Annotated in this window: 12 protein-coding genes; 8 read left to right on the top strand and 4 right to left on the bottom strand. The window is 43.3% G+C overall.

Annotation, left to right across the window (positions count from 1 at the left end; all coding sequences use genetic code 11):
• Positions 1-99: 99 nt before the first annotated feature.
• From frr to rpsB, 4 genes are all read right to left on the bottom strand, one after another.
• Positions 100-657 carry a ribosome recycling factor gene (gene frr, locus NKI27_RS13580; RefSeq protein ID WP_265046577.1) on the bottom strand — a complete coding sequence of 186 codons (558 nt, stop codon included), beginning with the start codon at positions 655-657 and terminating at the stop codon, positions 100-102.
• 154 nt (positions 658-811) lie between these two features.
• On the bottom strand, positions 812-1,546 hold the full coding sequence (pyrH, locus tag NKI27_RS13585; RefSeq protein ID WP_265046578.1) for a UMP kinase: 735 nt from the start codon (positions 1,544-1,546) through the stop codon (positions 812-814).
• A gap of 268 nt (positions 1,547-1,814) precedes the next feature.
• Positions 1,815-2,690: a translation elongation factor Ts gene (gene tsf / locus NKI27_RS13590; RefSeq protein WP_265046579.1), complete on the bottom strand. Its 876-nt coding sequence runs from the start codon at positions 2,688-2,690 to the stop codon at positions 1,815-1,817.
• 171 nt (positions 2,691-2,861) lie between these two features.
• Entirely contained in the window at positions 2,862-3,611 is a 750-nt protein-coding gene (gene rpsB / locus NKI27_RS13595) for a 30S ribosomal protein S2 (protein ID WP_265046580.1), read from the bottom strand.
• 422 nt (positions 3,612-4,033) lie between these two features.
• Between rpsB and map the strand changes: the two genes are divergently transcribed.
• From map to NKI27_RS13635, 8 genes are all read left to right on the top strand, one after another.
• Positions 4,034-4,852, top strand: coding sequence for a type I methionyl aminopeptidase (map, locus tag NKI27_RS13600; RefSeq protein WP_265049523.1), 819 nt, complete (start codon positions 4,034-4,036; stop codon positions 4,850-4,852).
• Between the two features lie 38 nt (positions 4,853-4,890).
• Positions 4,891-7,593: a [protein-PII] uridylyltransferase gene (locus tag NKI27_RS13605; RefSeq protein WP_265046581.1), complete on the top strand. Its 2,703-nt coding sequence runs from the start codon at positions 4,891-4,893 to the stop codon at positions 7,591-7,593.
• A 39-nt stretch (positions 7,594-7,632) separates the two neighbouring features.
• Positions 7,633-8,859: a succinyldiaminopimelate transaminase gene (gene dapC, locus NKI27_RS13610; RefSeq protein ID WP_265046582.1), complete on the top strand. Its 1,227-nt coding sequence runs from the start codon at positions 7,633-7,635 to the stop codon at positions 8,857-8,859.
• A gap of 30 nt (positions 8,860-8,889) precedes the next feature.
• On the top strand, positions 8,890-9,225 hold the full coding sequence (locus NKI27_RS13615; RefSeq protein ID WP_406803163.1) for an ArsC family reductase: 336 nt from the start codon (positions 8,890-8,892) through the stop codon (positions 9,223-9,225).
• 181 nt (positions 9,226-9,406) lie between these two features.
• Positions 9,407-10,435: a 2,3,4,5-tetrahydropyridine-2,6-dicarboxylate N-succinyltransferase gene (gene dapD / locus NKI27_RS13620; RefSeq protein WP_265046584.1), complete on the top strand. Its 1,029-nt coding sequence runs from the start codon at positions 9,407-9,409 to the stop codon at positions 10,433-10,435.
• Between the two features lie 112 nt (positions 10,436-10,547).
• A complete protein-coding gene (gene dapE / locus NKI27_RS13625) occupies positions 10,548-11,693 on the top strand; it encodes a succinyl-diaminopimelate desuccinylase (protein WP_265046585.1) in 1,146 nt (381 codons plus the stop codon).
• Positions 11,690-12,574, top strand: coding sequence for a putative RNA methyltransferase (locus NKI27_RS13630; protein WP_265046586.1), 885 nt, complete (start codon positions 11,690-11,692; stop codon positions 12,572-12,574). Before dapE ends, NKI27_RS13630 begins: the two co-directional genes overlap by 4 nt.
• Positions 12,565-12,837 carry a hypothetical protein gene (locus NKI27_RS13635; protein WP_265046587.1) on the top strand — a complete coding sequence of 91 codons (273 nt, stop codon included), beginning with the start codon at positions 12,565-12,567 and terminating at the stop codon, positions 12,835-12,837. The genes NKI27_RS13630 and NKI27_RS13635 overlap by 10 nt, the downstream gene beginning before the upstream one ends.
• Positions 12,838-12,845 lie beyond the last annotated feature (8 nt).

Raw genomic sequence — 12,845 nt, forward strand, 5'->3', positions numbered from 1 at the left:
GGCTAATATCAATACTCATTAAGGCCCTCCATTTACCGTATTAATATTCAGCTATAGACTGAGTGAAAAAATACAATAAATGGAGTTTTTATGAATGCCTTACACTTCCATCAAGTCAACTTCTTTAGCTTGAAGCATCTTCTCAATTTCAGCGACATACTTATCTGTTAACTTTTGAATATCATCAGAAAAACGACGATCTTCATCTTCCGATATCTCTTTTTCTTTTAGTAAGTCTTTAGCGTCAGACAATGCATCGCGACGCGCGCCTCGCACTGAAACCCTACCACTTTCTGCATCACCACGCGCCAACTTAACCATATTCTTACGTGTTTCTTCTGTAAGTGCAGGCATAGGCAAACGGATAGTATCACCTGTGGTAGCTGGGTTTAGACCTAAATCAGCCTTCATAATGGCTTTTTCTATGACTGGTATAAGAGGCTTTTCCCATGCAGTTACCGACAGCGTTCGGCCATCTTCAACTGAAATATTCGCCACCTGATTTAGAGGTGTATCACTACCGTAGTAAGGAACCATCACACCATCAAGAATACTCGGGTGCGCTCGCCCTGTTCTAATTTTGTTGAACGCTGTATTTAAAGCCTCTAGGCTCTTTTTCATACGTTGTTCGGTTTCTTTTTTAATATCGTTAAGCACGTTAATCCCCTATCTTTAGCTAATACTTACCTAAAACAAGCAATAGATGTCTTGAAATAGCAAACCACTGGATCGTTCAGTGCCGCTATATCGGACTCGACTTAGGCTATTCAATTTATCCCATACTATTTAAGCTTACTTAGCAAAAATACCTTTAAGCCGGCTCAATAATGGTACCTTCGTTTTCACCTACTAGAATACTGGCGACTGAACCCACTTTGTTCATGTTAAATACGCGCACAGGCATATTATGGTCTCTGCACAAGCAAATAGCGGTTAAGTCCATTACGCCTAGCTTTCGATCTAACACTTCATCATAGGTTAGTCGGTCATATTTGACGGCAGTTGAATCTTTCATTGGGTCAGCATTATACACGCCATCAACTTTTGTCGCTTTCAATACGACATCTGCTTCTATTTCTATACCTCTTAGGCACGCTGCAGAATCGGTGGTGAAGAACGGGTTTCCAGTACCGGCACTAAATATAACCACATCACCGTCTTTTAAGTGTCTAATCGCTCTACGACGATCATAATGCTCTACCACACCACTCATAGGTATTGCAGACATCACTCGTGTTGAAATATTTGAACGCTCTAAGGCATCTCGCATTGCCAACGCATTCATAACCGTTGCTAGCATCCCCATGTGATCGCCTGTTACTCGATCCATGCCTGCTTCTTGTAACGCTGCGCCACGAAATAGATTGCCACCACCGACAACCAAACCGACCTGAACACCAATACCAATGAGCTGACCGATTTCGAGGGCCATTCTGTCAAGAACCTTTGGATCGATTCCAAATTCCCCATCCCCCATTAACGCTTCCCCACTGAGTTTCAGTAGTACTCGCTTATATCTTGGCTGGGCTTTTGTTGGTGTAGGCATATGTTAACTCTCTTTTAAAATCGGCAATGGGCTTTTAAAAAATCAACAAACTAGTTTCAAGGCACCAGTTAAGCCTCTGACTGACATTAATAACATTTACTACATATCGAGTAATGCCAATCAATAATAGTCTATAGCATTAATATAAGAGAAGGTGGAATATTAAATTTCCATACCCCTTATACAAATCAACCGCACACAGCTAAAGCCGATATGCGGTTAATCAAACATGTAAAGCAATATTTCACTACTACACGCTAAAGAAAAATTAAGACTTGTTTGCAGCTGCAGCAGCTTGCTGAGCTACCTCTGTAGCAAAATCAACTTCTTCTTTTTCGATTCCTTCACCCACTTCGTAACGAACCATAAACTCAACTTCAGCGCCTGCTTTCTTAGCTAGAGCACCGATTTTAACGTCTGGGTCTTTAACGAATGGCTGATCAACCAAGCTGATTTCAGCAAGGAACTTGCTAATACGGCCGCCGATCATTTTTTCGATGATTTCAGCAGGCTTTCCGCTCTGCTCAGCTTGTGCAGTAAAAATAGACTTCTCTTTTTCTACTAACTCAGCTGGAACATCAGACTGTCTGATAAACTGAGGGTTTACAGCAGCTGTGTGCATAGCGATATCTTTCGCCAACTCACTATCACCTGCAGACAAACCAATCAAAACACCAATACGGTTAGTACCGTGAACGTATTGACCAACCACTGCGTTTTCAGTCGTTACAACACGACGAACACCGATGTTTTCACCAATCTTTTGAACCAATGCTTCACGTGCTACCTCTAGCTCGCCTTCCATTAGTTTTGCAACGTCAGTTTCACGTGTTTCAAATGCTTTATCAACAACAGCATTAACAAAACCTAAGAAACCTTCATCTCGCGCTGCAAAGTCAGTTTCACTGTTAACTTCAACGAGAACACCAAATGAACCGTCATCAGCAACTTTTGCTTTTACAACACCGTCAGCAGCAGTACGGCCTGCTTTTTTAGCAGCCTTCATGCCACTGTTTTTACGCATTTCTTCAATCGCAGCATCAATATCGCCACCTGATTCTTTGAGTGCTTTTTTACACTCCATCATTCCTAAACCAGTGCGATCACGAAGCTCTTTCACCAAAGAGGCAGAAATAGAAGCCATGTTAATTCCTCTTGATTTTAATGCCCTAAAGCATCAAATTAAATTAGTTTTACAAAAAAAGGGGCATCGCCCCTTTTTTGCTGTCTCGCAATATAAACGTGAGTCATCTACATCAAACGTCTACACTGCAAGACCGTCGGACAGTACAAAAAAGCAGTAACAGTCAACAGATTACTCTGCTGCAGGTTGCTCGCTTGCTTCTTCGCTTACTTCTACGAACTCATCAGCACTTACTGCAGCGCCAGTTGTTCCTTCAAGACACGCATCAGCAACCGCTTTTGCATAAACCTGAATTGCGCGAATCGCATCATCATTACCAGGAATGATGTAGTCAACGCCATCTGGATCACTGTTAGTATCAACGATACCGATTACAGGAATACCTAACTTGTTAGCTTCTTTAATAGCGATACGCTCATGGTCAACATCGATTACGAACAACGCATCGGGTAAACCACCCATATCTTTAATACCGCCAATACTACGCTCAAGCTTTTCCATTTCACGAGTAAGCATCAATGCTTCTTTCTTAGTGATCTTCTCAAATGTGCCATCTTGGCTTTGAGTAGCAAGATCTCTATAACGACGGATAGACTGACGAATAGTCTTGTAGTTAGTCAGCATACCACCCAACCAGCGGTGATTTACGTAAGGCATGCCTGCACGGATAGCTTCTTCTTTAACTATCTTGCTAGCAGCACGCTTAGTGCCAACAATAAGAACCTTGTTTTTGTTCTCAGCCAAGCTCTTAATGATATTAAGGGACTGGTTGAAAGCAGGAACAGTGTGCTCAAGGTTAATTATATGAATTTTGTTACGTGCACCAAATATGTACTTACCCATTTTAGGGTTCCAGTAACGAGTTTGGTGACCAAAGTGTACACCTGCTTTAAGCAGGTCGCGCATAGAAACTGCAGCCATTGTAAAATCCTTAACTATTAATTGGGTTAGACCTCCACATGCCCCATCGTTCAACTCTCTTAAGGACCAAATACTTAGCAGATACCAGTATTTCAATCACTATGAGCACCCAGAACAACGTGTCGGCACGTGTGCGAATTTTGCGCTAACAATACTGATTGAATGTTAAAGAAAGGTGATTTTCATCACTTCAAAAACGAATTTTCGCACAGTTATTGAATAGAGCGGGCGCTTTATACCATATTGAGCAACTAAACAGAAGATAAAGATGAATTATACAACTAATAAATGAGATCATTTCTCATATTGTACACAACAAGGTAAAATACCCTCATAACTCAATAAAAGGTGCCGCTTTAATTAGCTTAAGCACTTATATTTGCTCGACCAGATAGTAAAAATCCGAATTAGATCAACACCCTATTCGGGCACACTCACGACCCAAACATTTAGAGACAGAAATGAAAGTAACCATTAAAACGCCTGAAGAAATCGAAAAAATGCGGATAGCCGGTCGTCTAGCGGCTGAAGTACTTGAGATGATAGAGCCATTCGTAAAGGCAGGCGTGTCGACGGGTGAGCTGAATGATATCTGCCACAAATATATTACCGAAAAGCAAAACGCGATTCCGGCACCTCTTAACTATCGCGGCTTCCCAAAATCAATCTGTACATCTGTCAATCATGTTATTTGCCACGGCATCCCTAGCGACAAAAAAATATTGAAAAACGGCGACATTATTAATATAGATATCACCGTTATCAAAGATGAGTATCATGGTGACACGAGCAAAATGTTCTTTATCGGTCAGCCTACAAGTGCAGTAGAACGATTAGTAAGAATCACACAAGAGTGTTTGTATAAAGGTATCGACCTCGTTAAGCCTGGCGCCCGTTTAGGTGATATTGGTCACGTTATTCAACAGCACGCCGAGTCTAACTACTACTCTGTGGTAAGAGAATACTGTGGCCACGGTATCGGCAAAGTATTCCATGAAGAGCCTCAAGTCATGCATTACGGAACAAAAGGCACTGGCCTAACCTTAAAAGAAGGTATGATCTTCACAATCGAGCCTATGATCAATCAAGGTAAACGCCACAGCAAACTCCTACCTGATGAGTGGACGGTTATTACTAAAGACCGAAAACTTTCTGCTCAGTGGGAACACACTATTCTCGTCACTGCAGACGGTTATGAGATCCTTACATTAAGAGAAGAAGAGCGTGCTCATTTTTCTTAACTTTGGCGTTCCCCTCTTAAATGGAGCAATAGCGTAAGATGATCGCCAACAGCCCAGTCATTGAAGCGCTGACCGAGAGTGATGAACTATCGTATGACTATTTAAAGTCAACAATAGAGCAATCACTCTCTCCTGCTATCGCAGCCCGCCACGCACTTAAAAAAGCATCTGAAATCATGGATACCTTTTTTATGAGTAACTGCGATATCAAACAACTTGTCGAAGCCCGCGCTTGGTTTGTAGATCAAATTCTCAAACTTCTGTGGGAGCGATATGATTGGAAAGGCAAAGATGACATTAGTTTGATTGCGGTCGGTGGATATGGTCGTGGGGAGCTACACCCTCACTCCGACATCGATATACTAATTCTTGTTCAGAGTGAATTAAGTCCTGAATATGAAGACGCTATCAGCCAGTTTGTCACGCTGCTTTGGGACTTAAAACTAGACATTGGCCATAGCGTCAGAACCGCTGAAGAATGCATTGATTCCGCGTCTAATGACATCACCATTGCCACCAATTTATTAGAAACTCGAACAGTAGCCGGCAACGATATTTTACGTGAACTACTTAGCACCCGCGCCTATTCTGACGAAGTATGCTCAGATCGTGCCTACTTCTTAGCAAAAAAAGAAGAGCAGCGACTCCGTCATGAAAAGTATAGCGACACGGAATACAACCTAGAGCCAAATTTAAAATCGTCTCCTGGCACTTTACGCGATATTCAAACTATTGGCTGGATTACCAAACGTCACTTTGGCCTAAGCTGTACCTCTGAGCTAACTCGATACGAATTTCTGACCAACGAAGAGTATCAAAATCTGCTCGAAGGTGAGCGCTTTTTATGGCGAATGCGCTACGGCCTTCAAATTATTGCCAAACGAAATGAAAACAGATTACTGTTTGATCACCAGCGTAAATTAACCCGCATGTTAGGGTTCGAAGACACCGAAAAGAAACTCGGTGTTGAGATAATGATGCAGCAGTACTACCGAGTGGTACTGGACCTAGCAGAATTAACAGACGTTATCTTACAGCACTTTGATGAAGCTATTGTTCGTAGTCACGAGAAAGAAGTCGTTGTGCCGTTAAACAAACGCTTTCAGATTAAAAACCAGTACATCGAAGCCGTCAACAATCAAATCTTTGCCTATGCCCCTTACGCCATCATGGAGATTTTCTTGCTGATGGCGCAGAACCCAGACATCAAAGGTATCAGGGCAACCACTATCCGTGCGTTACGAGCCCACAAGCATTTGATTGATGATTCATTTAGAAAGGACATTGCAGTTACATCCCTTTTTATGGAGTTGATGCGCACCCCCCACGACTTCCATAAAACACTTTCAAGCATGAAGCGCTATCATGTGCTTGGCCGCTATTTACCTGAGTTTGGTAATATTATTGGCCAAATGCAGCACGACTTATTCCATGCCTACACGGTCGATGCTCACACCCTTAGGGTGATAAGGAACATGGTCAACCTAAAGGAGCATTCGGCTCGTACAATGTACCCACTGGCTTCACGCTTGGTATACCGATTACCCAAGCTAGAACTCCTGTATATTGCAGGCCTTTTTCATGACATTGCCAAAGGCCGTGGCGGAAACCATTCTGACCTTGGCGCAATCGATGCAGAAAAATTCTGTGCTCGCCATCATTTAAGTACGCGCGATACACAGCTTGTTTGCTGGTTAGTTGAAAACCACCTGCTAATGTCTATGACGGCACAGAAAAAAGATATTCAAGACCCCGATGTTATTCATAGTTTTGCGGTTGAGTTACCGAGTCAGGCTCACCTCGACTACCTCTATGTTCTAACCGTAACTGATATTGATGCGACCAACCCCATTCTATGGAACACCTGGCGTGCAACCCTACTTAGACAACTTTACCTTGAAGCACGTCGTGCCTTAAGACGCGGTATTGAAAACCCGCTCGACAAAGATAAATGGATATCTGCCACTCAAGCAGAGGTTCAAGATATGCTGCACGATCAAGGTATTAGCAGCAGTAAAATTGAGGCAATATGGAACACCCTAGAAGATGATTACTTTCTTCAGGACTCAACCATGGAAATGGCTTGGCAGACCTCCTCAATTATCGAACACGGCGAAAGCAGTGAACCATTAATACTTATTAAAGATGTTGAAGATCATCAGGGAGAAGGCTACACCCAAATAATGATCTATCTTCGTCACGGAGAAGCACTTTTTGCAGCCACAACGGCCGTGTTAGAACAGCTAAACCTAAACATTGCCAGCGCAAGAATTCACTCAGCAAAAGGGCCTTATAGCTTAAGTACATTTGTGGTGTTAGATGAAAACAACCAGTCCCTAGCACGTGACCCAGAGCGCAAAGCAAAAGTGCACCATCGGCTAATAGATGAACTTGACGACCCTGACGATTACCCCGAGATTATTCATCGTCGTACACCCCGGCAACTAAAGCACTTTTCATTCCCGACAGAAGTCACCTTCAGTAATACGATGATCAGCCAGCGCACCGTTATGGAAGTGATCACACCAGACCGACCCGGCCTTCTGGCACGCATAGGGTGTATCCTCGTGGAGAATAAGGTGTCATTAGTCAATGCTAAAATCGCCACATTAGGCGAACGAGTTGAGGATGTATTCTTCATTACTCAAGAAAACGGTCAACCCATCAGTGATCCGCAACTGTGCCAGCGATTGCAGAAAAGCATTTGTGATCAATTAGATGAACATGTTCAAGCTAGCTAGCGCAAACAGTCAACACAATAACAGGAAGAGCATCGCAGGATGAATTCAGATTTAAACAAACTACAACCTTACCCGTTTGAGAAGCTTAATCAACTCAAAAGTGAAGTGACTCCAAGCTCTGACTATTCGCATATTGCGCTCTCCATTGGCGAACCGAAGCACGCATCCCCTCGATTTGTGTTAGATGAACTCACGAAACAACTTGGCAAGCTATCCATTTACCCTTCAACCAAGGGCATTCCTGAGTTACGTGAAAGTATCTGTAATTGGTTAACTCAACGCTTTAAGTTAACACCGGCATCACTTGACCCCGAGCAGCACGTATTGCCTGTTAACGGCACAAGAGAAGCCATTTTTTCATTAACTCAAGCATTGATTGACCGGCCAGTTAACAACATGAGTCAATCTGACGCGACACCCTTAGTCGTATGCCCCAACCCCTTTTATCAGATTTACGAAGGGGCTGCGTTCTTATCAGGTGCCGAACCACACTTTTTACCGTGCCTTGAAGTAAACAATTACATCCCAGACTTTGAAGCCGTATCGCCCGATGTATGGCAACGCTGTCAGCTACTTTTTTTATGTAGCCCTGGTAACCCAACCGGTGCCGTGATTCCATCCAGTACATTACAACGATTGATTGCATTAGCCGATCAGTACGATTTTATTATCGCCTCAGACGAATGTTACTCTGAAATTTACTGCGATGAGTCACGTGCGCCGATTGGTCTATTGCAAGCTTGCGCCGAGATGAATCGCAACGACTATAAACGCTGCGTGGTTTTTCATAGCCTATCAAAGCGCTCAAATTTACCCGGCCTTCGATCCGGTTTTGTCGCAGGCGATGCAAGTATTATGGAACAGTTTTTACGCTACCGAACCTATCATGGTTCCGCAATGCCTATTCAACACCAATTAGCCAGTATTGCTGCTTGGAATGACGAGACTCACGTCAAAGAAAATAGATCATTCTACCGAGAGAAGTTTGCTACCGTCATGCCAATACTAGGCGAAGTGATGGACGTTGCACAAACCGATGCTAGCTTTTACCTTTGGTTGAAAACACCGATTCAAGACGACCTGTTTGCACAAAAACTATTTCAAGAAAAACATGTAACCGTCTTACCAGGTCGATACCTATCCAGAACGGTTAACGGCATTAACCCAGGCGAGAATCGTGTAAGGCTTGCATTAGTGGCACCGTTAGAAGAATGCATCGAGGCAGCAGAAAGAATTCGTGATTTTGTTAAAGGCCTAGAAAAATAACCGTTTATAAGGATAATGACTGTGACTATTATGTACGGTATTAAAAACTGCGATACCATTAAAAAAGCGCGCAAGTGGTTAGACGCAGAAAATATTGAATATCGCTTTCACGACTATAAAAAAGACGGCACAGATGAAGCTCTCTTTAAAGAGTGGCTTTCGTCGCTAGGTTGGGAGCCTGTCATAAACCGAAGAGGCACGACCTGGCGTAAATTACCTGAAGAGCAAAGAGCCAATATGGATAACACCTCAGCTCTCGCCGCCATGTTAGAAAACCCCTCTATTATCAAGCGACCATTACTTGTTCATGATGGCAAGAAGACGTTGGGGTTTAAAGCAGACGAGTACGAGAATATATTTAAGTAACGAAATTGGCACTAAAGCAATAATTTGACAAGCGCTAGCTCTCACCCTGATACCAACAGATTACATGTTAGTCATCCTCGCGTAGGCGGGAATAACAATAATGTGTAAATACAGTTTCTTTCGAGTGTAGGCTAGCGAATTAAAGAACATAGATTAATTAAATATCAAACAGGAAATCAAAATGAGCTTAGCGTTTGCAATCGGTGTAGGAACTAAAAATCAGAAAAGTGAATGGTTAGAAGTATTCTACGCTCAGCCCGTTCACCAGCCATCAGACTCGCTGCTATCAGCAGCCAAAGAGGCTCTAGGCTATAAAGGTGGGAACCAGGCTATTGAAGCGTCTAGCGATACTTTAGACGCACTGGCATCGGCACTAAGCAATAACGGTGAAACTGAGCAGGCTGCTATCGCCAGCGCAGCAAAAACAAGCAAGAGCCCTGTGGTTATCACTATTCTTGAAGAAGATGTTCAATCATCTACCACGCCAGAAGTTTACTTAAAGCTTCACTTACTTTCTCACCGTTTAGTTAAGCCTCATGGCATCAACCTGAACGGCATGTTTGGCTTGCTACCTAACGTAGCATGGACTAACAAAGGCGCTATCGACTTAACTGAGCTTAATGCAAAGCAGCTTGAAGCGCGACTCAATGGCGAGTTACTGGCCGTTAAATCAGTCGATAAGTTCCCTCCTATGACTGACTACGTTGTGCCATCAGGCGTGCGCATTGCTGCAACTTCACGCGTACGTTTAGGTGCTTACATCGGCGAAGGCACCACCATCATGCATGAAGGTTTCGTAAACTTTAATGCAGGCACAGAAGGCACCTCGATGATTGAAGGCCGTATTTCTGCAGGCGTAATGATTGGCGAAGGCTCAGACCTTGGTGGCGGCTGCTCTACGATGGGTACACTTTCTGGTGGCGGTAACATGGTTATTTCTGTAGGCGCAAACTGCTTACTCGGCGCTAACGCTGGTATCGGTATTCCACTAGGTGACCGTTGTACGGTCGAAGCAGGCCTTTATATCACTGCTGGCACAAAAGTGATGATGCTTGACGACCAAAACAAAGCCGTAGAAACAGTTAAGGCACGTGATTTGGCGGGTAAGTCAGATTTATTATTCCGTCGTAATTCTGTTAATGGTCAGGTTGAGTGTAAGACTAACAAAACCGCTATTGAGCTTAATGCTGAGTTACACGCAAACAATTAATTTTTTGCACATGTAGGTCGGGGTTTAACCCGATCTACAAAAAGCTTAATTCTTCAGAAACAATCGCCATTCTTTTAGGACGGCAACGAACTTTTAAAAAAGAAGCTTATACATGTCTCAAATAACGCCCACTATTGAACTAGCCAAAGAACTCATCAGCAAACACTCGGTTACCCCTGAAGATGCAGGATGCCAGGCATTAATCTGTGAGCGTCTTGAGAAGCTTGGCTTTGTCGTCGAAACACTTCAATTTGGTGAAGTATTAAACTTTTGGGCAAGGCGAGGCAGTGAAGGGCCTGTTTTAGCATTTGCGGGGCATACCGATGTAGTTCCAACCGGCCCTCTTGAGCAGTGGGACTACCCTCCCTTCGAACCTACTATTATTGGCGATATGCTTTATGGCCGTGGTGCCGCCGATATGAAAGGCAGTATTGCAGCTTTTGTGACCGCTTGTGAGCGTTTTATCAACGACAACCCTAAACATACCGGTTCTATTGCATTTCTTATTACCAGTGACGAAGAAGGCCCAGCTAAAAACGGCACTGTTAAGGTCATAGAAACACTTGAAAGCCGTGGCGAGAAAATAGATTGGTGCCTTATTGGTGAACCCTCTAGTACCAACACCCTTGGCGACGTTATTAAAAATGGACGTCGCGGTTCACTGCATGGGGACCTGATTGTAAAAGGGACTCAAGGTCACGTGGCCTACCCTCATTTAGCTGAAAACCCAGTACATACGGCCATCCCAGCATTACTAGACCTCTCAACCGAAGTATGGGATGAAGGTAATGAGTTCTTCCCAGCTACATCCTTCCAGATCACCAACCTTAAGGCTGGCACTGGCGCAACGAATGTTATCCCAGGTGAAAAAGAGATCATATTTAACTTTCGTTTCTCAACAGAACTATCTGTCGATATGATCAAAGAACGTGTTCACGCTATTCTGGATAAGCATAGCTTTAACTATGAACTCGAATGGAACCTGAGCGGCCTTCCTTTTCTAACCGCTGCAGGCCCTCTGGTTGAGGCGTCTGTAGCAGCTATTCGTGATGTCACCGGCATTGATACTGAACTTTCAACCTCTGGCGGCACTTCAGATGGGCGCTTTATTGCGCCTACGGGTGCTCAAGTACTTGAGCTTGGCCCTCTCAATGCCACAATTCATAAAGTGAACGAATGCGTGAGTGTAAGCGACCTCGATAAACTCTCGACTATCTATGAAGGTATTTTAGAACGATTATTAGGGCCTGCTGCATGACAGTAAACAATTCGCTCATCTGCCCTGTTTGCAGTCACTCGCTTAATCGAACCGACAAACAGTTCTCGTGCGAAAACAACCATCAGTTTGACGTAGCTAAACAGGGCTACGTCAACCTATTACAACCTCAGCATAAGAAAAGTAAACAGCCAGGTGATAGCCAAGAGATGGTTGAGGCACGTTTTCGCTTTCTAGATGGCAATTTTTACCAAACAATATCCGACACACTCAATGAATTAATTCTGAAAGATTATCTCTCAAAAGCGGAGTCGAGTCAGGCCTATAAAATTACAGATGCAGGCAGTGGCGAAGGTTATTATACGCAGCGATTACACCATTGTTTAGATACTCAAACCGGCTTAACAGGTCAGCCTGTAAACCCACAAATTATTGGTTTTGATATATCGCAAAAAGCCGTAAAAGCGTCATGTCGTCGCAGTAAATCAATCCAATGGGTCACTGCAACATCTAGCCATATCCCCGTTAAAAGTCACTCTCAAGACGCTGTACTGAGTCTTTTTTCAAGAATTGTACCTGATGAGTTTAGCCGCATTCTCAAGCAAGATGGCATTTTATATGTTGCCTCGACAGGGCCTAATCACTTAATCGAATTACGCAACAAACTTTACCAAGATGTTAAGCAACTTGCCTACAACCCAACATCAACACTGGCAGAAAAATTTACACCGCTAGAGCAGGAATTAAGTTCAACAATACGCTATAAAATAGACATCAATAGCCATCAAGCGATAAATGATCTTTTACTCATGACCCCACACTACTGGCGTGCAACAGAATCTGCAAAAGCCACATTAAACACCCTAGAATCACTCACTGTTAGCATTGATATTATGCTGACAGGTTATCGGCTATGCCAATAATGATTCCTGGTTTTTTAAAGACGTCTAAAACTGAGCTCACGCCTCAGCAAAGAAGCTTTAAGCTATTTGCTATCGGTGCATTACTATTATTAGGGGGGCTCAGCATGGTCCTGGCCGCACATTTTTATATTCCCCCTTCATTAAAACAAGAAATAATCACGCTAATTTCGTTGGTAATTGCATTCTTTGGCGCGATAATGGCCATCACTGGATATATAAAACTTCTGCTAAGCAGAATTAACCACTTTATTAACCGTTCATAGATTGAGCA

It is taken from the genome of Alkalimarinus alittae (assembly GCF_026016465.1).
GTDB classification, from domain to species: Bacteria; Pseudomonadota; Gammaproteobacteria; order Pseudomonadales; family Oleiphilaceae; genus Alkalimarinus; species Alkalimarinus alittae.